At 58.5% G+C, this 25,633-nt stretch carries 20 protein-coding genes, 1 tRNA gene and 1 pseudogene; 5 read left to right on the top strand and 17 right to left on the bottom strand.

Going from position 1 to position 25,633, the window contains the following annotated elements; all coding sequences use genetic code 11:
- Positions 1-11: 11 nt before the first annotated feature.
- From AA309_RS23285 to AA309_RS23240, 11 genes and pseudogenes are all read right to left on the bottom strand, one after another.
- Positions 12-2,933 (bottom strand): DUF1156 domain-containing protein, encoded by a 2,922-nt coding sequence (locus tag AA309_RS23285; RefSeq protein WP_047191422.1) that lies wholly within the window; start codon positions 2,931-2,933, stop codon positions 12-14.
- Position 2,934: 1 nt separating this feature from the next.
- Complete coding sequence (locus AA309_RS23280) at positions 2,935-6,447, bottom strand: helicase-related protein (protein ID WP_047191421.1); 3,513 nt, start codon at positions 6,445-6,447, stop codon at positions 2,935-2,937.
- An 18-nt stretch (positions 6,448-6,465) separates the two neighbouring features.
- Positions 6,466-6,804: a HigA family addiction module antitoxin gene (locus tag AA309_RS23275; RefSeq protein WP_047191420.1), complete on the bottom strand. Its 339-nt coding sequence runs from the start codon at positions 6,802-6,804 to the stop codon at positions 6,466-6,468.
- Positions 6,805-7,164: 360 nt separating this feature from the next.
- Positions 7,165-8,625 carry a tyrosine-type recombinase/integrase gene (locus AA309_RS23270; protein WP_047191419.1) on the bottom strand — a complete coding sequence of 487 codons (1,461 nt, stop codon included), beginning with the start codon at positions 8,623-8,625 and terminating at the stop codon, positions 7,165-7,167.
- A 63-nt stretch (positions 8,626-8,688) separates the two neighbouring features.
- Positions 8,689-9,330 (bottom strand): hypothetical protein, encoded by a 642-nt coding sequence (locus tag AA309_RS23265; RefSeq protein WP_047191418.1) that lies wholly within the window; start codon positions 9,328-9,330, stop codon positions 8,689-8,691.
- Positions 9,281-11,326 carry a site-specific integrase gene (locus AA309_RS23260; protein ID WP_160310527.1) on the bottom strand — a complete coding sequence of 682 codons (2,046 nt, stop codon included), beginning with the start codon at positions 11,324-11,326 and terminating at the stop codon, positions 9,281-9,283. The genes AA309_RS23265 and AA309_RS23260 overlap by 50 nt, the downstream gene beginning before the upstream one ends.
- Before the next feature lie 296 nt (positions 11,327-11,622).
- A complete protein-coding gene (locus AA309_RS23255; RefSeq protein WP_047191416.1) occupies positions 11,623-13,488 on the bottom strand; it encodes a hypothetical protein in 1,866 nt (621 codons plus the stop codon).
- 1,421 nt (positions 13,489-14,909) lie between these two features.
- On the bottom strand, positions 14,910-15,167 hold the full coding sequence (locus AA309_RS23250; protein WP_200902037.1) for a DUF2312 domain-containing protein: 258 nt from the start codon (positions 15,165-15,167) through the stop codon (positions 14,910-14,912).
- 223 nt (positions 15,168-15,390) lie between these two features.
- Positions 15,391-15,501, bottom strand: a pseudogene (locus AA309_RS33445) (GapR family DNA-binding domain-containing protein); the annotation flags it as partial.
- A gap of 63 nt (positions 15,502-15,564) precedes the next feature.
- Positions 15,565-15,870, bottom strand: coding sequence for a DUF1244 domain-containing protein (locus AA309_RS23245; RefSeq protein WP_047191414.1), 306 nt, complete (start codon positions 15,868-15,870; stop codon positions 15,565-15,567).
- A gap of 13 nt (positions 15,871-15,883) precedes the next feature.
- Entirely contained in the window at positions 15,884-16,717 is an 834-nt protein-coding gene (locus AA309_RS23240) for an N-formylglutamate amidohydrolase (RefSeq protein ID WP_047191413.1), read from the bottom strand.
- Between the two features lie 108 nt (positions 16,718-16,825).
- Here AA309_RS23240 and AA309_RS23235 point away from each other — a divergent pair, with 108 nt between their 5' ends.
- From AA309_RS23235 to pyk, 3 genes are all read left to right on the top strand, one after another.
- Positions 16,826-17,749: a DMT family transporter gene (locus AA309_RS23235; RefSeq protein WP_047191412.1), complete on the top strand. Its 924-nt coding sequence runs from the start codon at positions 16,826-16,828 to the stop codon at positions 17,747-17,749.
- A 211-nt stretch (positions 17,750-17,960) separates the two neighbouring features.
- A complete protein-coding gene (locus AA309_RS23230) occupies positions 17,961-18,416 on the top strand; it encodes a DUF1036 domain-containing protein (protein WP_425286901.1) in 456 nt (151 codons plus the stop codon).
- On the top strand, positions 18,413-19,849 hold the full coding sequence (gene pyk / locus AA309_RS23225) for a pyruvate kinase (RefSeq protein WP_047191410.1): 1,437 nt from the start codon (positions 18,413-18,415) through the stop codon (positions 19,847-19,849). Before AA309_RS23230 ends, pyk begins: the two co-directional genes overlap by 4 nt.
- A 67-nt stretch (positions 19,850-19,916) precedes the next feature.
- On the opposite strand, the gene AA309_RS23220 is transcribed toward pyk, so the two are convergent.
- From AA309_RS23220 to cpdR, 5 genes are all read right to left on the bottom strand, one after another.
- Positions 19,917-20,903 carry an alpha/beta fold hydrolase gene (locus tag AA309_RS23220; RefSeq protein WP_047191409.1) on the bottom strand — a complete coding sequence of 329 codons (987 nt, stop codon included), beginning with the start codon at positions 20,901-20,903 and terminating at the stop codon, positions 19,917-19,919.
- A 13-nt stretch (positions 20,904-20,916) separates the two neighbouring features.
- Positions 20,917-21,525 (bottom strand): tetratricopeptide repeat protein, encoded by a 609-nt coding sequence (locus AA309_RS23215; RefSeq protein WP_047191408.1) that lies wholly within the window; start codon positions 21,523-21,525, stop codon positions 20,917-20,919.
- 69 nt (positions 21,526-21,594) lie between these two features.
- Positions 21,595-21,720, bottom strand: coding sequence for a type B 50S ribosomal protein L36 (gene ykgO, locus AA309_RS23210; RefSeq protein WP_009763379.1), 126 nt, complete (start codon positions 21,718-21,720; stop codon positions 21,595-21,597).
- 43 nt (positions 21,721-21,763) lie between these two features.
- Positions 21,764-21,838 (bottom strand) — tRNA-Val (locus AA309_RS23205).
- A gap of 92 nt (positions 21,839-21,930) precedes the next feature.
- Positions 21,931-22,287 (bottom strand): cell cycle two-component system response regulator CpdR, encoded by a 357-nt coding sequence (cpdR, locus tag AA309_RS23200; protein WP_047191407.1) that lies wholly within the window; start codon positions 22,285-22,287, stop codon positions 21,931-21,933.
- 171 nt (positions 22,288-22,458) lie between these two features.
- On the opposite strand from cpdR, the gene AA309_RS23195 reads away from it, so the two are divergent.
- Positions 22,459-23,349, top strand: a complete 891-nt coding sequence (locus AA309_RS23195) for an N-formylglutamate amidohydrolase (protein WP_047191406.1) — start codon at positions 22,459-22,461, stop codon at positions 23,347-23,349.
- Positions 23,350-23,511: 162 nt separating this feature from the next.
- On the opposite strand, the gene AA309_RS23190 is transcribed toward AA309_RS23195, so the two are convergent.
- Positions 23,512-24,771 (bottom strand): MFS transporter, encoded by a 1,260-nt coding sequence (locus AA309_RS23190; RefSeq protein WP_047191405.1) that lies wholly within the window; start codon positions 24,769-24,771, stop codon positions 23,512-23,514.
- Positions 24,772-24,884: 113 nt separating this feature from the next.
- Here AA309_RS23190 and hisN point away from each other — a divergent pair.
- Positions 24,885-25,633 (top strand): histidinol-phosphatase (gene hisN, locus AA309_RS23185; protein WP_047191404.1); only part of this gene is annotated, 749 nt, incomplete at its 3' end.

The following is a 25,633-nucleotide window of genomic DNA, read 5'->3' as shown; positions in this document are numbered from 1 at the left end:
GATTGCGCTCCTCAGGCGTCAAAGAGAGAGGCTTGTTTCGGACCTGCGGCCTTGGCGGCAGCCGTCTCGATGGCGCTCCAGCTTGTGATGATTTCGTTGTAGGCCCGTGCATCCTCGGCCCGGCCAGCACGCTCACAGAGGGTGTAGAGTCGGTACGCGAGCTGACGCGTTACTTCCGCCTTGGCAGCGACGGCGCCGAGAACTTCGCCAGCCCCTGCCTCACCTTGGGTCCGGAACACGCGGATGAGTTGATGAAGCACTTCCCATACAGGAAGGCGGAAGTCAGTTTCAGGCTCCCAATCGGCCGGATAATCCGCCCACTTGAGAAGACGCACTACGCCTCCCACAGCGTGGATGACACCGGATTGCTTTACGCCCTCGACCGATGTGCCCTTAGCACGGGTAAGGGTGTCAGCATCGCCGAAGCGCCCCTCACCCCAGCCGTTTTGTTCGAACCAATGAAGGCAAAACTGCGTATCCGGATCGAAGTCGTCTTCTGCGAGAAAGCGATTTATTAGTCGCAGCGCAGTCGATACGGTCATTGGCTTCCCGTCTGCCTCTAGGACGGCAGCATACTTCGAGAAGACCGCCATTCCCGGTCCGATGATCGCTTGCGACAAATCTACAGGGGCTACTGGGGACCGATCGTCGCCGGAGCCACGGGTCATTTCATCCAACGCATCAGGCAGGACTTGGTTGAGTTCGCGAATAAAAGCTCTCCGCGAGATAGTGGCTGCATTGTGTGGTCGAGGTCGGCAAACAAGAACGATACTAGATGCTAACGCGTTGGTGCCTGCCCCGATCATACGGTTGGCAAGTTCGGTTCGCATAGGCCAAGTACCAGTTAGTGCGAATCCTGCACGAATAACGGCCTCAAGGAATGTCTCCCAACCAGTACTTGTCGTTCCATCAGCACCATCAGTTTCAGACTGCTTGAACGCGTAGTATATTGTCGTCGGAAATGACGGATGTGCTTGCTCTGCCAGACGATGCATTGCCTCTGTCATGCCCGTCATGAAGAACGCCTCGGCCTTTTCGTTGCTCCCATGCCGGTAGGGCGTCGCAACAAGCTCTTCTGCCTTCGGTACTGAGATGGTTGCAAAAAGGTTCGGACAGACGTCCCGCAGTGTTTTCCTCAACCACACGTAAAAAAAGTCTGAGAGATCCGCATAGCCGATGTTGGCGTAATATGGAGGATCCGTCGAAACAACCTTCCTCTCAGATATCGATTGAGTTTGAGCATCGGCTTGGGCGACAACTCCGTTACACGTCGTTGACGGCAGCCGGTCCAGAGCCTTGGCCATATTGGCGAGGCTTGTAGCGTAGTCGCCGGCCGCATCGCCAAATACGTTGTTCTCGGCAAAATCCCATAGCATGGGAATAGCATGGCGCCCGAACAGATTGCGTACTTGGGTCTTGGTAACTTCCCAGCGGCAAAGGGAGTTACATATGTCAGTCAACCTGCTTAGAGCGATAGCCAAGTAAATGCTGACCGCATCAGCGTAAGCCGCGGCACCTGTTCCGCCTGCAGACAGGCGTCGCCCATCATCGCTCATGCCGGCAGTGATAGCGTCTCTCTCTATCCGAGCTCGCACCTCCGAAATGAGATCACAGTAAGTATTTAGCGCGATGAGTTGGCGAGGAGTAAAGATGTCACCAAACGTGCGGAGCCCATACAGTGGCGGGGAGAACCACCGTGGGTTCTCGGGCATAGGTACATCAGGCTTCCATTGTGGGTTCGCTTGAAGCGCGATGCCCTCCATCCCCTCTGTCGGCGGCAAGAACACCCGCCCACGCCCACTCTCGGCAACGATGGCCATCAGCTTGGCGCCCATCCGCCCTGAATTAGCTTCGCTGTAGATGTAGTCGCTTGGTATTGGGGAGTTCGACATGAGGCACCGAAAATTAGCCCCACGTGATAGCTTTGTGCCAGTCCGCGCCTTCTCACCCTCTTGAAGGCTCCCAACGTTGATCTGGAAGCGATACCTGTCGCCGCTGATCACAGGCTCAACATAGGTAGCGTTTCCCGCCCGAGCCGAAAGCATGAACGAGGAGGCTAGCGGGACATCGACATGTCTGAATGCCGGATTTGGGCTCTTTACTGTTCTGGCCCAAAGCCATGCGATAACTGTTAGCCGCTTCCCGACCAGTGGCTTCAGATCCGGCCGACCTCGTGCCATCTCTTCGGTGACCTCAATGGGTGGGTAGAGATGACCAATTCGCTTTTGTGCCTCATCCCGCATCCATGCACCATAGCGGCGCACATCCTGAGCCAAGCCCGCCGTCCCTTCCCATGCGCGGCCAAGATCAAAATCGGGTGTTCCACCTCCCAGGATCGCGGGGCCAACTGGAGCTCGGTTCGAAAATGTCGGTGGGACCTCAATCATCGCTTTGTTGATAAGAACAGCGACGGGATTGAGGTCACTGGCATGCGCCTTAAGCCCAAGACGCTGGGCCTCAAGAGGAATGGCGCCACCACCGGCGAACGGATCGTGAAATCCAGGCAGCTTCTCCGGATCAAACAGATCGCTCGCCTCCGGATGGTCTTTATTCAACTCACAGGTCTCTCGCCATGACCGCTGAATTTCGGCACGAGCCTTTTCGAGAACTTCCTGGTTGGAAGAGTTCTCCCATCTGACAAGGTCCTCTACAATCCCGAAAAGCCGCTTCCGGCTCTTGGCCCAGGACGCCTTGAGGTGGTTCGGCGGTATCTCCGTAGGGTGGTCCATTTCCCACTTCCATGACGGGTCGTTGACCATTTGGGCGAAGATGACTGCACGTGCCGCCGCCAGGGGCCGGCGAGCCCACCAAAGATGCAGGGTGCTCGGGTGTCCTTGCCGGATGGATTTCTCCCGAGACGCCTCCGCGTTGATCGCGTCGAGCGGCAGCGCCACCTCGATCAACTTCTTTGGAGCTTTGATGGCATAGGTCATTCTAATTGGCCTCGGCACGGGCGAGCAGATCGCCCAGATGATAGTTTACAGATGCGACACCCCAGGCAGGTTCGCGATCGAATGGATTGCGGATGTAGTGGGGACCTTCGGCAACGTCGTTCTCACCGACGATGACGATCGCCAGGACGAACTTGTCGCCTTGGTTGAAGGCATAAAGCATTTCGTTTCGGGTGATCGTGACGGTGCTCGCCCCCTTCACCCTTCCCTTCACCTCGATGTGGCGTGGATCCGGCTGCTTCCTGTCGACGGCAGGAGGATAGGATGTCAGGTCCCAGCCGCATTTTTCGGCCGATACATCGACGACGCGGCATCCCCGTGCCTCTTCAGCTCGCCGGACCGCGTCCATCGCGATCTTCTCAATTCGTGCCCGAGCCGCAGCGTCAGCAGCGAAAGTCGCCGCAACTGGGTCAGATTGCTCGTCGCCGCGGCGGGAACGCATGAGACCGGCAGGGACAACAAGTGCGCCGCCGAGAACAATGGGAGTGCCGTTGACGACGTGGCGCATGGACTGAAGCTCCCTCTTGCGATTCTCAAGCCGCCCTTCGAGATCGCTGAGGGTGCGACGCGCATTGTCGAAGGGGAGCCGCACGTCCCGCCCGGCGTCGAGGTCGTCCTTCAGCTTGATCCAACGGTCTTGCCAGAAGGCAATCTCTTTCGTCAGGCGCTCGTGAACCGCCCTCAGGGTCTTGTCCACGTGCTCGATGCGGCGCTCGGCGACCTCGGCGTAATGCTCAGGCACCAGGGTGTTTGCGGCGAGCGATACGGCCCGGGCCTCCTGGTCGGCTGTGATCCAAGGCGCGGCAATCTGGTCCTTCACGAGGTCGAGCTCCTCAAACGGCAAGGGCTCGAGGTCGAGGTGCGGCGCCCAGCCCGCGAACGAGGCACTTCCGTCCGGCCCGACCCGGATGAACTGGAGGCGCTTGGAGAGGACCGTCCCGTCGCCCGACTTCACCTCGTGGGTCAGCAGGAACATGAGCCAGGGCTCGGTCCCTTCATCGGCCGGGTCGACCAGAACGGCGCCTTGCCGGAGAAGGTTCGCGTGCTGCTCCAACACCAGGTCGGACACCGAGAGCATCAATGGATGACCCGGGTGCATGAGATCCGCACGCTGCAATCCAGGCCTGTCCAACGGCTGGATACCCTCGCGTTCGAAGCAGATGCGCCCGTACTTCTTGAAGACGGGCTCCTGGTCCCGGCGATTTCGACTGGTGATGCGCCGGTCCCTCTCGCGGATCGACACGGGAACGTGCGTGATCTCGTACCGCCCGGCCTCGCGCGGGTGCATGACGCCGCCTAGGGCGTTGAAGGCTTGCGAGAAGAACGCCCGGACGAAGAACGGCTGCAGGCGTCGCGCCTCGGCCTTCTCCATCTCCTCTTTGACGGCGAAGAGCCGTTCGGGGCTCATCACCTCCTGCGAGAGAGCGTTCCGGTTGAGCAGCGACTTCAGGTGGTCATGATCAAGTGCGGCGTCGACCTTTTGCGACAGGCGGGCCCGCACCTCCGGCTGGTCGCCGTAGCGGACGGCATCCATCAGAAGATCCTTGAGGCTCCTGTCCTCGAAGACCTCACCGAGGATGTCGAACACGCGCCCCTTCAGGGCCTCGCTCTCGACCTCCAGCTTCTTGAGCAGCCGGTGGTAGACGTCGCCCTCGCGGGTCTCCTTGGCGACGAGGTTCCAGAGGTGGCACACCTCGGTCTGACCGATGCGGTGGATACGGCCGAAACGCTGTTCGAGGCGGTTCGGGTTCCAGGGGAGGTCATAATTGACCATGAGGTTGGCGTTCTGAAGGTTCACGCCTTCTCCGGCCGCATCAGTTGCGATCAGCACCTGCACGTTCGGATCGGTGCGGAAGAGCCCCTGGACCTGGCGCCGCTCGTCACGGTGGGTACCGCCATGGATCGTGACGATGGCCTCATCGTTGCCTAGGACACCAGCGATCTTTTGATGGAGGTAATTGAGCGTGTCGCGATGCTCGGAGAAGATGATCATCTTGCGTTGCCGGCCTGACGCGTCGCGCATCTCCGACTCGTTCTGCAAGATCTTCGACAGCTCATCCCATTTCCGGTCCTGGCCCGAGGCGACGACCTGCTTCGCCTGCTGCTCGAGTCCCTTGAGGCTGATGATTTCTGCCTCCAGCTCCGCGACCGTCCGGGCCGCGGTGGCGTCGTCGATCAGAGTCTCTTCGAGATTTTCCTGCTCCTCGGCGCTCAGGTCGTCGTCGTCCTCCGGCGCATGCTCCAGGGTCTCCGCCAGAATACTCCGGCCCCGAGTTCCAACCTTCTCTTCCCGCAAGCGGCTCTCAAGGCGCTCCCTGCGCCGCTTCAAAGATTGGTAAATGGCCTCCGGACTTGAAGCCAAACGCCGCTGCAGGGCCGTGAGGGCAAACCCAACCGATCCCTTTCGCGCACCCTCGAGCTCGTCCGCCTTGCCCATCTCGGTCTGGACGTAATTCGTCACCGCCTCGTAGAGCGCCGCCTCAATGTCGGACAGCGCATAGTTGACTGTGTAGGCTCTACGTTCCGGGAACAACGGGGTGCCGTCGAACTTGAGGAGCTCCTCCTTGACCATCCGGCGCATCAGGTCGGAGGCATCGACCTTATGGACGCCGTCGCGGAACTTCCCATAGAACCGGTCCGAGTCCAGCAGAGCGAGGAACAGCTGGAAGTCCTCTTCCTTGCCGTTATGCGGCGTCGCCGTCATCAGGAGCAGATGGCGGGTGTGAGCCCCCAGCTTCTCGGCGAAGCGGTACCTGCCGGTCTTCTCGAGCTTCGAGCCGAAGTAGTGGGCTCCGAGCTTGTGGGCCTCGTCGAAAATGGCGAGGTCCCAGCCTGCAGCGCATAGCTTGTCCTGCAGCTCTTCGTTGCGGGACGCCTGGTCGAGCCGGACGATCAGGTGGTGGTGGTCCTCAAACGGGTTTCCGCTGGGCGAGGCTTGCTCGAGCAGCTGCGAATAGATCTTGAACTCGAGGCCAAACTTCTCGAACAGCTCGTCACGCCATTGCTCGACGAGGCTACCCGGCGCGACGATGACGATGCGGCGGGCGTCAGCCCGCATGACGAGCTCGCGGATGTAGAGCCCCGCCATGATCGTCTTGCCGGCTCCCGGATCGTCGGCCAGCACGAACCGCAGGGGCTGCCGGGGGAGGAGCGACTCGTAGACGGCCGTAATCTGATGCGGGAGGGGCTGCACGTTCGAGGTATGCACCGCCATCATCGGGTCGAACAGGAACGCCAGGTCAATCCGCTTGGCCTCGCAGGTCAGCTGGAAGGCGGCCCCGTCCCCATCGAAGGAGAACGGCCGGCCGGCAACCGCCTTGTCGATCGCCGCCTCTTCGACGCGGCCGAGCATCCGGTCCTTCATCACGCCGTCCGGCGTCCTGTAGATCAGCTGGAGCGCCCCCTCCCCGATGGGAACGGCCGCGACGACGGTCACGATCTGGGTAGGTTCGACGCCCGTGAGGCTCTGCCCCGGAGCGATCTCCTCAAGCCGCATTTTGAAAGACTTTCGTGATTATCGGGACAGGCCAGCCTGGATCGGCTGATGGGACGGCGGGAGGTAACGCTCGACTGTGATGCGCCCCTCGAGCAAGCGGGCCTGGGCGATGTCGTAGCTGTTCTGCATCCCCATCAGGGCTTCCACATCCGCCCCGAAGGCTTTTTCCAGCCGGATCGCCATCTCGGCGGACAGGGAAGCGCGCCCGTTGAGCAGGCGTGAGAGCCCTACTCGATGGACACCGAGCAACTGGGCAGCCTCGGTCACGGACAGCCCAAGATCCTGCAGGATCATCCTCCGGAGGTGCTTCCCGGGATGGTGTAAATCAGAAACAATATGCGCCCCGGACTTTCTCATGATGGCCGCTTTCGACAGCTTCGGTTTATTGGGAAAAGGAGTATCAGAACTGTCTCGCTTGTACAGTGTCGCGCTACAGGATTCCGCAGCTATCCGTCGACTAGATGCAACTCCGCCACAAGGAACCACACGCCGGCCACTGGACCCCTCCGTCGACGGGCACTCTGCCGCCGCGACGAGACCTGCGGTTGAGGCTCCAGAGACGGGATCAAGGCATGATTACCGGTATCACGGAATATATTCATTCATGCCCTTCATTTGCCTCGTCAGCGCATTCATCTGGGCTAAAAGAAGTTCAACACGCTTTAGGTAAAGCAGCACCTTCCAGCCAAAGACAAGGCAGGACCTCTTGGGGATATTTTACGCTACAACCTCTGACACGCTGACACTGTTTTTGATTTCACCTCCCCGATTCCCACGCTTCGATCCCCTGCGAACTTTGAGGAACTCTTTCAATTCTACAGCCGAAATAGTTCCGTCACTTATCGCTTGCTGTACTTCGTCCACAGCTGATACGGCCTCCTGGCCACCTGCTGCTCTAATGGCATCGATCCTACGCTGACTCTCGGCGAGATTGTTTTGGTGCTTGGCAGCAGTCTCTTCAGCCTGCTTCGCTTCAGGCAACAGACGCTCACCAATATGCATGTAGATTTCGGTCGAACGCACAGACCGGTGCCCAGCCACTTCCTTAGTTTTCCACAGGGCAGTTCCTTGATCCTGACCTGCCATTCTCCGCATCAAATACTGGTCTGTAATAGCAACATGTCGCAAGTGGTGAATCCTTGCCTTCCGATGCGGAACCGCGGATCGAACAGTGCGTCCTTCTGAGGCGACTAGGCGAGCAGCATTGGTACGCGCACGCATATACATGTTCGAGATAGCTTGCCCCTGCAGTACCTTACCGCTCTTCGTCGACACAAAAATTTCCTGAGGCCGAGCGAGAATGACGCCACGTTTCATCTTCGCAGTTAGCATCTTGCGACGATAACCATCGATCCATTCCCTAGTCCGACGTAAGAGGGTGAGAGGAACGTATATCGCGCGTTCTCCGCCCCGCTTCGAGCGCCTGATAACTATCCTGTACAAGAGCGCACCGATAGGATCATCATCCAAACTGTCCTCAAGCGCATCAATTTGGTCAATTGTGGGTATCTGCCGACATTTCAACCGCAGCACCTCAGAGCGCCGCAATCCGGGACCTCGCAACCACGCAATCACGATCTGATCCCGCTCGACAAGATCTCTATCTTTTCGCCCGACCGCGATCTCGCAATCGATATCTTCAAGCACTTGCTGTGACGGAATTTCCGTTATGGACTTGCGTTCTGTTAAAAACCGCCAATCGCTGATCTTAGCGTTTCTCTTGCGAGGATGGTCAGCAAGCGAGATCGGATACTTTCGCCCATTCGCGGAACCTTCACCTATGATATTTTGAATCCAGTAGTTTTCCTGCGACCACCTATAGAAACGAACAATCAGATCAATTCGGTCATTAAAAGTTCCATTGGCTATTCCTCTATCCTCCATTAGATGTCTTCGCCAAGTTCCAAGGAACTCATCGTCGACCATATCCCATGTACGCCCTGCGTCATGCACGATCGTAAGAAAGTCCTGCAGGATCGACCTATAGTTATCGACTGTCGCAATCGAGCGGCCTGTCTCTCGTAGATTACGAAGAAAATTCGTCGCAGCCCAATGCACGCGCCCTTCTGCGAGGATTACCGGTTGCCCATCCATACTGACTGTCTTGAGCGTCATTCGCGCGTCGGCATATAAACACTGCGGATCATCGAGGCGAAGCAACTCCGTTGTGGCACCCATGGGCTTCTTAGCTCCTACAGCTGAACTAACAGAGGCGGCTCGCTTCGCTTGTATTCCTTAGCTTCATACACTTCGATCTTGTAGCTCAGCGTTTTGCCTCTTAAGTCGGTGGGCTTCGATATCAGCAATTTTGACTTCAATTGGTCGTGCGTCTTGATCTGACGGTTGTGTCTCAATGACAGTAGGTCCGGGCGGCTCTTGACCGGTCACCTCTTTATAGTGCGCTTCGATGTAGAGTCGATGTCGTCGCTCATTCTCCCAGGACTTTCCCGCACTCAAGACTTCACCAGCGATGAGTGAGTTGATGTCTTCGAGATATTTTATCCGGCTCTTTAGTTCCGCAATCTGATACTCCTTCGAGGCGGGTCTATCAGTTTTGTTTACACTCTGCAGGGCTTGATCGTGCAGGTTGCGAATGCGAGCTGTCTCGATTTGGATACTTTCAAGGTAACGGCGGTTAGTCTTGTAGAGAGTATCCGACCCAATACCCTTCCACTTTCGAAATGCATCAACGGAGCACGGGTACCCATTCGCCACTGCCGCTGTGGCCTCTCGGGACGTCTTGATAGCCCGGAGGGCATTGATACCATCGCGTATCCTATCGGTAGCCCTTGCCGATGCAATAGCGGCAACTTTCGGTACCTTGGATTTCCCATCAATCTTGATGCGGCTCTTTTGCCGTTTCGCTCTCTGTTTCGAGTTCATGAGGGGTGCCTTCCTTCTGCCTTGAGCCAGCGTGCGCGAAGCGACGGGAGATTGTGATACCTTCCTGTGCGGCTCTCGAGCACACTGGCGGAATACCTGGAACTGCTAGCATTGCCTCAAAGCGTGCCTGGGCAGTACGCCAAAAAGGCGCGAATCCACTATGTGTAAGGAGGTTCAGGCATTTGCCACAGGTTCTCGACGATCGGTGGGCCGCCACAGGACCAGCAGGTGCCGTAATTCCTTCCCGTCTGGCACATTCAGCAAATCTTGCCCGCGAAAGGGACCACACGCAGTAGCCCCAAGGATTTGGTTTAAGAAGAATATTGTGTTTCTCTTGATGCTTCCTGATGGCTTCAGCTAGCTTCTCGGGCGGCCCGACCCTGACTCGGAGACGCGAAAAGGCCCGAAGCAAATGTTCGCCGTAGCCGCCGCTGAGCTCTAATCCGTCAAAAGCTGCCTTCTCCATAATGAAGACTGTGAGCGCTTTCTCCTCTTCGTTTAGCATCTCACCAAGTAGTGCCGAAGTTGCATATCGAATTGTGGTCTCGAGGTCAGCCTGCCGAAGATGCTGCTTGAGAGCCAAGAGGTCCACACCGAGCTCATATTGCCACGTGAACGCCTGAACAAAGAATCTCCTGAGCTGATGGGGAGCAATCGACCATAGTTCACCCGTTTCATCAGCAGGAATACCAATCCATTGGCAGAATGCGTCCAGACGCTTTCGAGCAGTAGTTTCGTCAGCAACAGAGCAACCGTGCCTGTGATCACACATGAATAGTTTAGCCGAACCTGTCTCCTCCCGAGCTTGTGCGCCGAGCTTCCGAAGGATCTCCGCTGCCTTGACAACAACCTCCGGACACGGTCGTGCAGATTCAATGCCGCTCTCGGTATGCGTATCCTTCCAAGCTTTATTTACGAAATAGGGCCCCTCTGGCCGATCTAGAATTAGACAGTCGACTTCAGTCTCCAGCACCTCTTCGAGGCGATCTGCCATAAATGCTGCAATAACGAGAAAAGAAGCGGTCCAGAGATGGTTGGTGACTGCCTCAAGGCTGCGTCTCTCATGAATGCTAGAACCGAGCACCTTTACAGGCCAAGGTTCCCCCTTGGTACGCTTGCTCCCCGTGAATGGCAGCCTGATACGTTCTGCAACATCTCTGGCTATCCTTGCAGGGTAAATTTTCCCTGCCGAAGATTGAGCCGGAACGGACGACCAATGCTTAATGAGAACCAGAAGTCGGTCGCGCTTACCTGGCGAAACTGAGCCTTCAGGATTATCCATGATATCCTGGAGCATGTCGATCATCTCGACGCAGACGGAGTTGGAGTATAAGGGCGGAGGCGAGATACCGATCTGAGCCGCCAAAGAGGTCCGACTAATGGTCGAGCCGTAGAGTGGTATCTTTTCTGGACTCTCGAGCATATCACCTATTGCGTTTGCGAGGCGGCGATTAACTTCGGAGGAGCTCGGCCTCGGCACCCTGTCAGTATGCTCCCTTTCAACGAGTAGCCATTCGTGAGCAGCTTGTTCGCGTAGACTGAGAATTTCAGGCCCGTGCTCTACAACCCATTCAATGGCTGCATTGAGAGCATAGAGAGCGACGTGGGTTGGTATCGTCTTAGTCTTGCCAGTCTCCTCGCCTAGGGCACGAGCAAGCGAGATCGCATCTTCTTTAGCACTAAATGGCTTGAACAGCAGGCCGTCAGGCAAAAGCCGCCCACCGTCGGTGAATTCAGCTTGATGGAAATCATAAAGATGCTGGAATAGTCGAAAATACTCAAGAATCGCTTCAGCCGTGATGCCCTCAGCATCTGTAACTTCTCGACTTCCGGTAAGAGCCTTTGCTCCCCATTTCACTCTTACCTTAAAATCATCCCAGTCAACCGGGGTAATATCTGAGAACCGTAAAATCTTCTGAGCCAACATCCAGTCTGTTATTGTAAGAAGTTTTCGAACACGTCCAACGCCTGTTGAACGGCCCTCAAGCCTCATCATCTCGAAAGGATCCTCCATGAGGATGGCGCAAAAGAGCCTGAGGTTCTCTAGGAGGACGGAGCAGTGTGGCTCAGTGAGGCGACTGCCACCAGGGAGCTTACGATCCCAACGTATTCGCTCAGGTCTCCTTCTTCCTACGTTGATGTCCCAGTACGGATCGTCCCACGAACTTTCGAGCCATGAGAAGCTCCGATCGTCCCAGAAGCTCTCACGTTGACGAGGCGTAAAGTTAACATCTTGTTGGCTCGAAGAACGAGGCAGGTCCGGGTTCAGTTCAGGGAAATACGCCATCGGAGTCAGTCCAATACAACGGCGGAATAATCGATCAACGCTGCGAGTTTACGTCCTTGTGCGCGGAAATTTGCTCCCATTCGTATCAATGCAACGTTCAAGAAGATGACAAAAACGGCCCAAACTTCCCGCCATCGCTCCGGATTTTCGCGCTCTAGACGAGGCTTCTGGCTTAGGATGTGACGTTTGAATGCAAGCATTTCAGCAGCAGCCTCGACCCCTTCATGAACGAGTCTTTCGGTGCAAACGGCACAATGCTCATAGCGGTCACACTCCTCACCTGGCTGCGTGCCGGGTGCAGCTCCCTTTCTATCGTCGCGACACTTTATGCCGAAGCCTTTCTTACGTGCCTTGCCAAGAAGCTCGTCTGCCCGTTCTGAAGTGATGCCGAGCTTCTGCTGCAGCTCCGTATTTCCTTCGGTCGCGGCGACGGTAAGAAATTCCGTTGCTAGTCGGACCTTTCCTTCGTTGATGCGACCTACAACTGCCGTCTCGATGTAGTTTGCAGACGTTACAATCGAGGAATGCCCAAGGAGATCTTTGATAACAAATATGTCACCGTTGGTTTCCAAGGCACGTTTTAACGCGATAGTGCTACGGATTTGATCAAGCGTAATTGGTAGGTCTGCGAGGAGGGGATGTCGCTTTCGAAAACGATGCCAAGCCTGCCCAAGGGTACTCTCCTTAAGGGGCACTATCGATGAGGCTACGGTCGGCATCTCGCGGGAATTCGCCAGGAGCCGGACGATCAAGAGGAGACTGTCTTCGGAAGGTGGAACGTGTGGCAGAAGTCGGGAGCGCATATCAAGAAGACATTGGAAAGCTTGAGGCGCAGAGATATCGCCCTCATGACCGATGAGCATTTGATCACGTGGGCCGACAATGAGATCGCGCCAAAGCATGATTCCTTTGGCGCGATCCTTCCACCACGTTATGCGTTTGTGACCAGGAAGATCGCTACCTTCAAGGTTGTCCTTCTCTAGCTCGAGCAGTGAGGATACATTCATCACGGACTCGATCAGTATGATGATGCAGAAGCAGATCGCGCTGTCTGTGGTCGTATGCAGCAACTGGCTTATTTCGGCGACACTATAGTTATTTGTGATAAATCTGTAGATTGCGGGATCCTCGTGGCGGGACGGGACCAAGCCGCCATGACGGCTCTCCAGGTACGCGAGTAAGTTGTCACGTTCAGCAAAGATCGACCAACTTCCTCCGCCGTGACCCGCGGCCCGGCTAAACCTGCCACCATTGTTGGCGAGAAAGGCTTCGACGGCGTCAATACGACTCTGCTGCAACGCTCTCTGCGTATCTTGAAAGCTTTTCCAAATTGCACGTGCCTCAGCCTGTGCTGCCCCTCGCAGGACCTCAAGGTGGAGATCTAGTAGATCCAGCATCTTTGGCTTGTCATAGGTGACATCGGGCGAGGCACGAAGTTCCCGCCATAGTGCGACAACGTCATCACCAAGATCTTGGACCCCCGGGGGCGGAGTGTTCTCGCCGTCACTGGCAACGGCCAGCCCAGTCTCAGCGAGCGTCTTCTTTCGAGTGCTACCCTGACGAACTCTCCGGAGTGTACGGGGCAAGGAGAAGCGCGGAATATGCCCGCGTGATTGAAGATGCCTAAGAAACTGACGGGCGTTTCCGATATACTGGCTCCGGGTTGCTATTGCGATCGTCTCGTCATTCTTGATGGCGTTCGCCCAAGCCTTCACGTGACGGTGCCAAACAACCGGACTACCTGATGCAAGGATTGACTCCACAGCCCCTTCTTGGGCGATGATGAACTTAAAAAGCTTACGAACTGCGACGATCCCGGCGCGTCCAGTCTTGGCCTTTCGGCCCTGCGTCCACACCTCAAACTCAACCATAATTGTTCGGGCTAGAGGCCCAAGCGGTGCTAGAGACTTGAGGACCCAGGTAACCTTGGTTCGCGGATTGCTATGTGCTGGTGAGACGAGCTCCAATTCATCGCTATCAACTGGGCGCGCAAAGGGGATGGCCCGTTCGATGGTACTAATGTCGATACGTGCCCGCCGTCGCATTGATTAGCTACCTATATCACCCATCTTAGGCTTAACGCTAGTCTCATTGCGGCACTTTGTCAATAAAAACGCAATATAAAACCAAGTCTCTTAAGATGAAGGATTGGAAATACATTGGGAATTACAATCCTTAAAACTATCCAACCGAGCGATAAATCCTTGTAAGGATTATACGTTTATCCCTCTATATTTGTCTGATCACGACTTCTGTCATCTGGATATCCGCAGTTTTCCATCAGCGTTTATGGTTCGGCTGTCAAAGGCCCAAGGAATGCATGAAGTATCCGAACCGCAATTCTCGTTGAAAGCCGCACGGCTGAGACATCCGGCGTCGGTGAGCCGGATCATAATTTCCTCGCGATCGAATCTGTCGCTCGGGTCCCCGACGCGCCTTGCTGTATGTGGGGTTTGGACGGACTGAACGAACCGGACCCACTACGCTGGTGGTCGGAGATTACAACAGCTTTGACATCGAAAAACTGTTCAGAGGCATAGCCCGAGCGTCCGCGGCGAAGGCGGATTTTGCTTGGCATCTTGAGTATGCATACTTGCTTCTGGGTGGGCAGCAGACCAACGAGAGGGTTTAGCTCCTTTTGGGGCCACGACTGTTCCCGATGAGTTTGAAGTTGGCCCTCGGTTGGTTAAGAATTTCAGACCGTATGACCCGGGGCATCTTCAATTCACCACTAGCCGCGGCCGCCGGCGCATGGGTGACCCTAAGGGACCGGAGTGGCGCCGACTCCTGCGGGAGTACAGTTTTGCATAGTCCGATGCATAGTCTTCATCCTCGCGCGAGGGGCAGCACGAGGTGGTAATGACCAGTGCTTCCACCCTGTTACGACCGTAACAGGTGTCTCTGGGAAGCTCCATAAGCTCACCAGGCTCAACGAACGCTCTGCATCACTTCAGTAAGAATTAAAATACAGGGCTGGGTTTTCCGCCTATGATGCAAGAAGTATGTGTACTATGGCAGCAATCAATCAAACTGGACCCGTCGATCGGGCGTGCATACAACCGTGGCCCAGCTTGCACGCCCGATGGGCTTTCCTTGCTGGATTTTCCAACCCGGTTGGGATTACGATCTTCAAGTACACCATAGGGCAGAGTTAGTGGTTGGGCGGCTCTCTTACATGCATTAATGGCCGGAGCGTGTTCTCCGGCCATTGGACCGCAACAGTGGAAACTAGAATTTAAGGGGATCGCCTGTTACGCAAGAAGTTCGGCATCACATTTCAGGTCTTGGCTAGTTAAACCATTCCAAGTGCCTGCATGTAGAGCTCGAGTATAGCCTCCTGCTCTTGTCGCTCAGAATGGTCTTGTTTTCTGATCCGCAAAATAGACCTTACTGCCTTTGCGTCGAATCCACGACCCTTGAGTTCAGCAAAAACTTCCTTGATGTCTCCTTGGATTCCGGCCTTTTCTTCCTCAAGCCGTTCTATACGCTCGATGAATTGCTTCAGTTCATCTGCAGCAACGCTGCTCGTATCGAATTCAGCTGTGGGCATCGTATGCTGGTTCATAAATTTATCTCCTAATCCTTCGGTGTCGCGCAGGTAGCCTTTGCTGCGACAGCCTCGCCACTCGAACCGATTTTGCCAGTGCAAAGTGGTTTAGCGGACGTGCATGGTGATGGGCCAATCAATATCAGGATTATCCTGCTAGTGCTGACGTCCCTAAACCCTTGGTTTGTCGTCGCAAATCCTATCGGGAGAGATAGGTGTACGTGACAATCTCATTGGCGATACCGGCCTTTTCCTCTTCGAGGCGCTCGATGCGCTCAATGAAGGCCTTCAGCTGGTCGGCCGCGACGGATTCGGTGTTGAAAGCTGCGTCATCCATGATGAAGCCCCTTTAGATTGTGGCATTGGCGCCAGTGATACTCTGGATTTAGTTGAAGCCCTTTTAATGCTCCGGCTTCGATTCCTCAAAATTCTTCAATTGTGAGGGAGAGGCTTCCTTCTGATAGCGCTCCTTCCACTCCTCGTAAGGCATGCCGTAGACGTAGGCGCGAATCTCCTCCTTGGAGAGCGCCACGCCCTTGGCGTCGGCCGCATCTTTCAGCCAGTTCGAAAGGCAGTTGCGGCAAAAGCCTGCGAGATTCATGAGGTCGATGTTCTGGACATCCGTGCGCTCGCGCAGGTGCTCCAGAAGCCTGCGGAAGGCGGCCGCCTCGAGTTCCGTACAGGTCGTGGCATCGAGATCCTTCATGGGAGCCCTCCGTTCAAAGCTGGCGCAGGCGCTCGCGGGTGCGCGTGCCGAAAATCGTAGGCTTACGCAGATCGGCCTTTTCGGACAAAGGCTTCAGAAGGCGAGCGAAGCGCTCGGCCCATTCCTCCGCCCCCTCGTCCGAGGCGATCAGATCCTGCCGGATCTCGATCAATGCATTGGCGAGGCCGCGGATCGTGGCGTGCCGGTCGACGGTGTCACCGGCAAGCGCCCCATCATAAGGTTCGTTGTCACCGACAACGAGTCCGCTCTCGGCCATCAGGCCCTCCAGAAGGGGCTTCGCATAGCGTTCGTCCGCATCCCAAAGGATTCCCACATGCCAGGGGCGCGGCCAGCCGCGCCAGACCGCCGTGTAGCTGTGCACCGTCACGATGGCGGGCGGATGGCCTGCCGCCATGGCCCTGTGGATTGCTGTGGAAATAGCAGCATCGTAGGGATCGTAGAAGCGCCCGATGCGCCTCTGGATCTCCGCCTCGTCCACCTTGGCATTGCCCGGCACCACAGCACCGTCGGAGAGGCGCATCACGAGCGTCGGATCGTCCCGGCCCCGGTTGGGGTCGATGACCAGGCGGGAGAATTGCGTGAGGATCGCCGGAGCGTTCAGACGGCGGGCGAGCGAACGCGTGACCGCGGCGGCGCCGATATCATAGGCGATGTGACGCCGGAATTCGCTCTCCGGCAGGCCTAGGTCGCCCAAATCCGGCGGGACGGCATTGGAGGCGTGGTCGCAGAGAAGGAGGAGGCCGGATTCGAGAGCACCCTCGATGATCTCGACAGGATGGGGCTCAAGGGCGGGCTCGGCGCTCTTGAGCGCGGCAGAGGCGGACATGATGAAAGGCTGACAAACGAGACATTGATCGGTGGGGGAAAATCCTTACCCTGCACGTCGCCCCCTGACAACGCGACCATCCGCGCAACAGAGATTCGCGAAAAGAAGATGTCCTCCACCTCGACCCCGGCACGTGCCGAGACCGGCTTTGCCTCCGCTTTTGCAGCTCTCTGCCTCGGCGCAGTGGCCATGGGCATCTCCCCGATTTTCGTGCGCTTCGCCTCCGCTGGCATGGGCGGGGCGCCTGCCGATGTGGGGCCTTTCGCCAGCGCCTTCTGGCGCGTCTCGCTGTGCCTGCCGCTGCTCTATGCCTGGATGCGGATCGAGGAGAGGAAGGCGCCTATGGACGCGCCGCGTGTTCCCTTTTCCAAGGCTGCGATTCTGGGAGGGCTGGTCTTCACGGGCGATCTCCTGGTCTGGCACCTCGCCATCCTCAAGACCACGGTGGCGAACGCTACCTTCTTTGCCACCATGGCCCCGCTCGTCGTGGTGCTGGTGGTCTGGCTCGTGCTCCGGCAGAAGGTCTCGCGAGGCACCTTTATCGGCTTGGGTCTCTGCCTTCTCGGCGGCGCGGCCTTGATCGGCGAGAGCCTGCAGGCCGATCCTGCCCGCCTCGAAGGCGATCTTTACGGCCTCGCCACGGCCTTCTTCTTCGGCCTTTACTTCATTGTCGCCAGCAAGGCCCGCAAGACCGCCGGCGCGGCGCGGGTGACTTTTGAAACCAGCCTCATCACCGCAGCCCTTCTCCTCATCGTGGCCCTGATCTTCGAAAGCCGCGTGTTGCCTCAGACCTGGCATGGCGCGGCATCACTCTTTGCCATGTCCTATGTCAGCCATGCGGGCGGCCAGGGTCTCCTCTCGATCGCACTCGGCAGCCTGCCCCCGGTGTTCTCGTCCCTGGTGATCTTTCTCGAGGCGATGGCTGCGGCCGTTTTCGGCTGGATCATCCTGGGCGAGCCGCTGACCCTGATCCAATCCTCAGGCGGCGCGTTGATTCTGCTGGGAATTTGGGTGGCACGTCCCGAGGCATAAGCCCCCTCGCGCCCTCCTCAAACAAAGAGGAATGCCTTTTCCGCTGCCATTCGAGAGCCGCCCAACGTGTTTCAGCCGACTAAATGTCAATAGAAACTGCTTTTTATCTTGATGCGATCCGTCTTCTGACCGACAAGGATTCGACATAGTTCTCGAAGCATTGTGCGATTTCATTCCTGACTCGTTGACCGAATCAACATCCATGAAGGCTCTGATCCTCATATCGGCTTCCGGCTGGCAGCGAAGCCTTGCGCTGACCGTGTTCCTGGCCGGCGGTCTCTTCGTTGCCGCGTCTCCAGCGCGCGCGGACCTGCGTCTGTGCAACATGACGTCGAGCCGCGTCGGCATCGCACTCGGCTATCGCGATGCGCAGGGCTGGGTGACGGAAGGCTGGTGGAACCTGACCGCCCGGGGCTGTGAAACCCTGCTCAAGGGCCAGCTCGGCGGCCGTTTCTATTACATCTACGCCATCGATTACGACCGGGGTGGCGAATGGAGTGGACGATCTTTCATGTGCACCCGCGAGCGGGAATTCACGATCCGCGGCACGGAAGATTGCCTGGCCCGGGGCTTCGATCGCAGCGGGTTCTTCGAAGTCGATACCGGTGAACAAAAGAGCTGGACCATTCAGCTGACAGACACGAACCGTGGGGGGACGCAACCATGAAACGCTCAAGGCGGACCAAGATTCTCGCAACTCTCGGACCGGCTTCCGAGTCTCAGGCGATGATCGAGAAGCTTTTTCAGGCCGGCGCCGATGTGTTCCGCCTGAACATGAGTCATCTGCCGCGCGAGAAGCTGAAAGAGCGCGTCGCGATGATCCGAGCGGTGGAAGCGAAGTACAAGCGCCCCATCGCCATTCTCGCTGACCTGCAAGGCCCGAAGCTTCGCGTGGGCACGTTCGAGGGCGACAGTGCCATGCTGGTGCCAGGCCAGACCTTCACGCTCGATGCCGACATGACGATGGGCGGCAAGGATCGTGTCCACCTGCCCCATCCGGAAATTCTCTCCTCCCTCGAGCCCGGCCACACGGTCCTCATCGACGATGGCAAGCTGCGCCTACGCGTGAAGAGCGTGAAGCAGGGCTCCGCCGCGACAACCGTGGAGGTCGCGGGCAAGATCTCGAACCGCAAGGGCGTGAGCCTGCCGGATACCACAATCCCCGTTGCCGCCATGACGGAGAAGGATCGCTCCGATCTCGAAGCTGCATTGGATGCCGGCGTCGATTGGATCGCCCTCTCCTTCGTGCAGAGGCCTGAGGATGTGGCCGAAGTGAAGAAGGTCGCACGCGGGCGCGCGCTCGTCATGTCGAAGCTCGAAAAACCGCAGGCCATTGCCCGCCTCGATGAGATCATGGAGATCTCCGATGCGGTCATGGTCGCGCGCGGCGATCTTGGCGTCGAGATGCCGCTGGAGAAAGTGCCGGGCATCCAGAAGCGTATCGTGCGTGCCGCGCGCCGCCTCGGCAAGCCCGTGGTGGTGGCAACGCAGATGCTCGAGTCCATGATCACTTCGCCGGTGCCGACCCGCGCGGAGGTCTCGGACGTGGCCACCGCCGTCTATGACGGCGCGGATGCGGTGATGCTCTCGGCGGAAAGCGCCTCGGGCCAGTATCCCGTCGATGCTGTCGCCACCATGAACCGCATCGCGGAGGAGGTGGAGCAGGACCAGAACTACTGGTCCATCATGCGCACCCTCAATACGCAGCCGGAAGCAACGGGCTCCGACGCGATTGCTGCCGGCGCGCACCAGATCGCCGACACGCTCAACCTCAAGACAATGGCGGCGTGGACGTCCTCAGGCTCCACGGCTTTCCGCATCGCACGCGAGCGTCCGAATTCCACTCTGATTGCGTTGACTCCGAGCCAGGACACGGCCCGCCGTCTCGCGCTCGTGTGGGGCGTGCACTCGATCCGCACCAAGGATGCGAGCGACATCGACGACATGGCGTTCCGCGCCTGCAAATTCGCCGTACGCGAAGGCCATGCGGAGGTGGGCGACCGTATCATCATCGTGGCGGGCGTTCCCTTCGGCACACCGGGCGCCACCAACATGGTGCGCATCGCGTTCGTCAATCAGGAGCACGCGGCTCAAGCCTGAGGCGTATCAGCGCCTCAAGCATATCCAATTCTCGACCTTCATCCTGAGACGCACCTTGACGGTTGCCTCAGGATGAGGTTTGCGAAAGACATTCCGGATTTGCAATCCGCTCCGCCAATTCTTCGATGGCGGCCAGGACCCGCTTTCCATCGGCATATTGCGGCATATGCCCGATGCCCGGCATCAGGATCAGTTTCGCGCCAGGCACGGTATGAGCGAAAGCGCGGCTGTGCAGATCGGTCCAGACGATCTCATCGCGATCCCCCGCCACGACGATCACCGGCATGCGGATTTCGTGATAGCGGTCGCTTTGGCGTGACACCGCATCGTACATGACAGCAAAGTCCTGCATGTTGGCCTCGTAGGCACGCGGCCGGAAGGCGAGCGGGATGAAGCCTCTGCGGACGATTCCGGGTGGCGGCTTTTGAGGTGCGAAGGTCTTTCTTTTCATCCAGGGCCGCAGCATGAGGGTGACGGGCAGCGCGACCGTGCGCATGAGAAGCCAGCCTGCCCAGGATGCAATGAAGCGTCGATACCAGCCGATATAGCCGCCGGGCCACGGCGTCGTGATTCCCGCAAGGACGAGGATGGCGCCTGCCACGTCCTGATGGTCCAGGGCGAAGTGCGGTACGATGGCGCCGGACCAGGAATGTCCGACGATCACAGCGTTGCGCACATCGAGTTTGCGTAAGGCGCTCGCGATCAGCGCCGCCTGTTTCTCGGACTTGGCTCCACTTAAGCCCCCTTTTCTCTCGCTCCAGCCATGGCCTGGCCGATCGAAGGCGATGACACGGTAGCTTTGCGCAAGATACGACCCGAGGCCGAGCATGGATTCGACGAGGTTGGACGAGGCCCCGTGCAGCAACACAATGGCGCCGCGCGGCTCTCCTTCCGGCCAGACATCTCTGTAGTGAAGCCGACAGCCATCCACCTCGATGAACTGTCCTGTGGGTGGATAGCGCCGCCCGATGATCCAGCCGTAAGCATGGGTGAACAAAGCCCCGGCCACGACAAGGAAAAGGAGTGCAGCCAGGAGACTTAAGACGAAACTCATCGTGGTCCGTGGGTTAGAGATCCTGCCCGTCTACATTCGGGAGGAGGCGGGTCACAATGGTTTGGACGCTCGTTTCTTGAGGGTTGATCTTCAGTACGCGCCGGTAGGCCTCGAGCGCGCTCGCCTTGTCATCCGAGGCCATGAAGATATGACCGAGCCCTGTCCAGGCATTGAAGTGGCGAGGCTCGATCTTAAGGGCGCGATGGAGATCGGCCATGGCGCCGACGGGATCGTCGATCTGGTAGAAGACTGTCGCCCGACGATACCAGGCCTCCGCCCAATTCGGCTGGAGGGCCAGCACCCGGTCGAGCAGTTCGATGGCGAGCGGATAATCCTTCTCGGTGAAGGCCTCGGTGGCCCGGCTCAGGAGCAGGTCCGCCGTGTCGGAGCCGGAGCGAGAGAATCGTCGCTCGATCAAATTGGCGATCCCTTCAGCCTCCCGCTCGGACCCGGCCTTGGCGAGGCGGTCGAACAGGTCATCGAGGGTGACAGGCTTGGGAGCTGGACGGGATGCAGGCGCCTCATCCTTGGACGGAGCTTTGGGCCGAGCAGCCTCCTGCGCACTCAAGGGGTACGTGGCCAAGCTTAGGATGAGGGTCAGCAGAGACGCAAAAAAGCGCATGCCGGGATTTTAGGATCCCGGCATGCGCGGTCAATTCATAAAAGTGTGTGCGGCGTTGCCGCAGCGCACTTAGCCCTGGCGAGCCTTGTAGCGCTTCTGGGTCTTGTTGATGATGTAGACCCGGCCCTTGCGACGCACCAGCTGGTTGTCGCGGTGACGGCCGCGGATCGACTTCAACGAGTTACGGATCTTCATATCCGGTCTCCTGCGGCCCTTCGGGAAGGCCGGAAAAAGAAAATGGTGGGCGCGGCTGGGATCGAACCAGCGACCCCTACGATGTCAACGTAGTGCTCTCCCGCTGAGCTACGCGCCCGGGAAACGGTGATGTTTGACGTCCCGTCTCGGCTGTGGGGGGCGATATACCCAGAAGTGGGCATATGCGCAAGTCATGATGAGCAACCTTTTTTAGGCTGCCATCATTTTATCGACTTCACTCACCAGATCACGCAGGTGGAAGGGCTTGGAAAGCACCTTCGCATCCTTCGGAGCTTGGGAATCAGGGTTCAGGGCCACGGCGGCGAAGCCGGTGATGAACATGACCTTGATGTCCGGGTCGAGTTCGGTGGCCCGACGGGCCAGTTCGATACCGTCCATCTCCGGCATGACGATGTCCGTCAGGAGAAGTTCGAACGGCTCCTCGCGCAGGCGGTTATAGGCGGAAAGGCCGTTGTCAAACGGGGCCACCTCGTAGCCTGCGTTCTCCAGCGCCTTCACCAGAAAGCGCCGCATGTCATTGTCGTCTTCGGCAAGAAGAATCTTCATCGGCTGCCAAGCCCCGAATCGTGGCGAATGAATCTCACGTCTTCATGACGCCGACGGGTAAATAACCCGTGAAGGAACGACGCAGCACCCCCACGATATTGTCGTGGACAGGCGGCGCGGCTGCCTTACACTATCGAGAAACGCCATTTCTCTTCAAGAACAGCCATTTTCATGCGGCCAGCCATCGTCGACGAGTTCGATCCCCCCTTTGTCCTCAGCGAGCCCGCGGCGCAGACGATTCCCTTCGTCTTCAATGCCCCCCATGCCGGAGCCGTCTATCCGGCTTCCTTCCTGGCCGCGTCCCGCCTCGACGCCGTGGCTCTGCGTCGGTCGGAGGACGCCTATGTGGACGAGCTTTTCGCCTCTGTCCCTGAGCTGGGCGCGCCGCTCATGGCTGCTCGCTTTCCCCGGGCCTATCTCGACCTCAACCGGGAGCCCTACGAGCTCGATTCCCGCATGTTCGACGGAAGGCTTCCGCCTTTTGCCAATACCCGTTCCATGCGGGTGGCGGGGGGCTTGGGGACCATTCCCCGTATCGTCGCCGACGGACAGGAGATCTACCACTCGCGCTTAGCCGTCGATGAGGCCCTGCACAGGATCGAATGGCTCTACAAGCCCTATCACCGGTCTCTGCGCCAGCTCGTGCGCCGCACGGCCGACCTGTTCGGCCACGCCATCCTGATTGATTGCCACTCCATGCCCTCGTCCAGTGTGAGCCGGGACGATGGGCCGAAGGCCGATATCGTTCTCGGCGACCGCTACGGCACCTCCTGCGCCAGCCTCCTGATCGATCTCGTGGAAGCAGCCCTCAGGGGGCGTGGCTATACGGTGGTGCGCAACAAGCCCTATGCGGGCGGCTTCATCACCGAGCATTATGGGGAGCCGGCCTTCGGCCGGCATGCGCTGCAGGTGGAGATCAACCGGGCGCTCTACATGGACGAGCGCAGCATGGAGAAGAAATCTGGCTTCGCGACCCTGGCGGATGATCTGTCCCAGGCCTTCATCCAGGTTTTTGCGGATCTCGAAGGAGAGCTGACGACCCGGCCCATCGCGGCGGAATAGTCTTCGGGCGCCTGTGCCGGAAAAGAAAAAGGCCGCTTTGAGCGGCCCGAAGTTTAGGGAGGAAACGCCCAAGAAGGGCTACGATAAGGCGACGCCATCGCCATATCGCACTGCAATATTGGCTTCGCGCCGCACAAAAATCAAGTGAGAATTCCGATTTTGTTATGCTTTAGGCGCATATCTGCTTGGATGCGGATCAATAGCCTTGAAATAAAAGACCAGGCTCAAGAGCAGCCAGCTACCTAGAGCTGCAAAAACAAGCCGATACCCTTCCGGCGAGTAGGCGTCCGTCTCCGAGCGTCCCATGAGGTCGATCAGAACGCCCGTGATGCTCTGGGAGAGAAAAGCCCCGCCCATGGTACCGATATTCATTAGTGTGATACCCCGCCCGGTCAGATGCGATGGGAACAGGGATTTCCCGTGTGAGGTCAGGATCGGCGTATAAGACACACTCAAGCCGAAAAGGACGAACCAGACCGAGACCAGGGTGAGATCGAGCGGCACGAAGACCAGGATCCCCATCATCAGCACCGCCGTCGCGCCGCCGAGGAAAACAGGCCTCCTGTAGCTACCCCAAAACCGGTCCATCGCGCCCCACAACAGCATGCCGCAGATCTGGGCCCCTGCCCCCAGGAGCAGGATGCGCCCGCGCGTGGGAAGGTCCGCCCCATGCACATCGGTCAGCCATGGTCCGCCCCAGAGGCCGACGATAGAGACGAAGCAGGAATAGGTGGTCAGGTGCATGAAGAAGACCGACCGGAAGGACGGCACCTTCACGGCAGCCGCGACACCCCGGAAGGCCTCGGCCCAGCTCTCCCGCCCCTTAGTGGTGTCGGCATCCTTCGGTACGGCGAAGACGATCACAAGGGCCAGAATCACCGTAATCGCTGCCACGACGAGAAATGATCCGCGCCAGCCGATTGCCGCCGCCGAGGCCGCCAATGGCGCGGTGGCGGCGAGCGTGCCGAGATTGGCCCCACCCATCTGGATGCTGGTTAGGCTCGCAAAGCGCTGCGGCGGGAAGCGCCGCGCATAGATCACGAGCGGCGCCATGAAGAAGGTGGAGCAGCCAAGCCCCATCAGAGCGCGGGCGGCGATCAGCAGCGAGGCCGAGGGCGCGAGCGCAAAGAGAACTGTTCCGATGACTGCGATGACGGCCGTGGTGAGCATGACGCGCTTCGGGCCGTAGCGGTCGATGAGAATGCCGATGGGGATCTGAACCGCCGCAAAGGTGAAGAAGAAGGCGCTCGACAGAAAGCCGGTCTGGGTTGCGGAGAGCGACAGCTCGCGGGCCAGATCGTTGGCAATGACGCCGATGGAATTGCGCAGGAATTGACTCACCGCGTAGATCGCCACCAGCGAGGCAATGAGAAACACGGCGGTTTCCGAGCGGGTGGGAGCAACCTTGGCTGCAGAATCCATCGGCGTCTTGTCCTTATCGTGTCGCTGCTCACTTGCCGCGCGCAAAACGCTTGATAAAAGCGGAACGACAGCAGGCCAAGGCCGGCCGATACGATTAAAGAGGGGATCCGGGCATGGGGCTCATCGACTTCACGCATTTCGTCAACGAGCTCGCCACCTCATCCGGCCAGGCGATCATGCCGTTCTTCCGCACGGCCATTGCGTCGGAGGACAAGTCCCGCGGCGGCGCCTTCGATCCGGTGACGGAAGCGGACCGGGCGAGCGAAGCCACCATGCGCCATCTCATCAAGCGCAACTTCCCCACCCACGGCATCATCGGCGAGGAGTTCGGGTCCGAGAACGCGGATGCCGACTATGTGTGGGTGCTCGATCCCATCGACGGCACGCGCGCCTTCATCTCAGGCCTTCCCACCTGGGGCACGCTGATCGGCCTCACCTACAAGGGCCAGCCGGTCTTCGGCATGATGCACCAGCCCTTCACGGGCGAGCGCTTCTTCGGCGATGGCGGCAGCGCCACCTATCGAGGCCCCGGCGGCGAACGCAAGCTCATGACGCGCCGCTGCGCCTCGCTCAAAGACGCCGTGATCTCCACCACGAGCCCGCGCCTCTTCGCCGGCGAGGAGCTGCGCGCCTATGACCGTGTGGAGAGCGTAGCGCGCCTCGCCCGCTATGGCTGTGATTGCTATGCCTATTGCATGCTCGCGGCCGGCCACATCGATCTCGTCGTGGAATCGGGCCTCAAGCCCTACGACATCGCGGCGCTGGTTCCGATCATCGAGGGCGCGGGCGGTATCGTCACCACCTGGAACGGCGGCTCAGCCGCCAATGGCGGGCGCATCGTCGCGGCGGGCGACCGCCGGGT

Source organism: Microvirga vignae (genome assembly GCF_001017175.1).
GTDB lineage: Bacteria > Pseudomonadota > Alphaproteobacteria > Rhizobiales > Beijerinckiaceae > Microvirga > Microvirga vignae.
Note: the sequence above shows the minus strand (reverse complement) of the source record. Positions and strands in the feature narration are given on the sequence as shown.

Excerpts from the sequence above, each read along its gene's own strand:
- AA309_RS23220 (WP_047191409.1), bottom strand. The coding sequence starts at position 20,903 with ATGAGTTTCGTCTTAAGTCTCCTGGCTGCACTCCTTTTCCTTGTCGTG.
- AA309_RS23190 (WP_047191405.1), bottom strand. The coding sequence starts at position 24,771 with ATGGATTCTGCAGCCAAGGTTGCTCCCACCCGCTCGGAAACCGCCGTG.
- pyk (WP_047191410.1), top strand. The coding sequence starts at position 18,413 with ATGAAACGCTCAAGGCGGACCAAGATTCTCGCAACTCTCGGACCGGCT.
- AA309_RS23275 (WP_047191420.1), bottom strand. The coding sequence starts at position 6,804 with ATGAGAAAGTCCGGGGCGCATATTGTTTCTGATTTACACCATCCCGGG.
- AA309_RS23270 (WP_047191419.1), bottom strand. The coding sequence starts at position 8,625 with ATGGGTGCCACAACGGAGTTGCTTCGCCTCGATGATCCGCAGTGTTTA.
- AA309_RS23285 (WP_047191422.1), bottom strand. The coding sequence starts at position 2,933 with ATGACCTATGCCATCAAAGCTCCAAAGAAGTTGATCGAGGTGGCGCTG.
- AA309_RS23245 (WP_047191414.1), bottom strand. The coding sequence starts at position 15,870 with ATGAAGGATCTCGATGCCACGACCTGTACGGAACTCGAGGCGGCCGCC.
- cpdR (WP_047191407.1), bottom strand. The coding sequence starts at position 22,287 with ATGAAGATTCTTCTTGCCGAAGACGACAATGACATGCGGCGCTTTCTG.
- AA309_RS23265 (WP_047191418.1), bottom strand. The coding sequence starts at position 9,330 with ATGAACTCGAAACAGAGAGCGAAACGGCAAAAGAGCCGCATCAAGATT.
- AA309_RS23240 (WP_047191413.1), bottom strand. The coding sequence starts at position 16,717 with ATGTCCGCCTCTGCCGCGCTCAAGAGCGCCGAGCCCGCCCTTGAGCCC.
- AA309_RS23195 (WP_047191406.1), top strand. The coding sequence starts at position 22,459 with ATGCGGCCAGCCATCGTCGACGAGTTCGATCCCCCCTTTGTCCTCAGC.
- AA309_RS23260 (WP_160310527.1), bottom strand. The coding sequence starts at position 11,326 with ATGATGAGGCTTGAGGGCCGTTCAACAGGCGTTGGACGTGTTCGAAAA.
- AA309_RS23215 (WP_047191408.1), bottom strand. The coding sequence starts at position 21,525 with ATGCGCTTTTTTGCGTCTCTGCTGACCCTCATCCTAAGCTTGGCCACG.
- AA309_RS23255 (WP_047191416.1), bottom strand. The coding sequence starts at position 13,488 with ATGGTTGAGTTTGAGGTGTGGACGCAGGGCCGAAAGGCCAAGACTGGA.
- AA309_RS23235 (WP_047191412.1), top strand. The coding sequence starts at position 16,826 with ATGTCCTCCACCTCGACCCCGGCACGTGCCGAGACCGGCTTTGCCTCC.
- AA309_RS23250 (WP_200902037.1), bottom strand. The coding sequence starts at position 15,167 with ATGCCCACAGCTGAATTCGATACGAGCAGCGTTGCTGCAGATGAACTG.
- AA309_RS23280 (WP_047191421.1), bottom strand. The coding sequence starts at position 6,447 with ATGCGGCTTGAGGAGATCGCTCCGGGGCAGAGCCTCACGGGCGTCGAA.
- ykgO (WP_009763379.1), bottom strand. The coding sequence starts at position 21,720 with ATGAAGATCCGTAACTCGTTGAAGTCGATCCGCGGCCGTCACCGCGAC.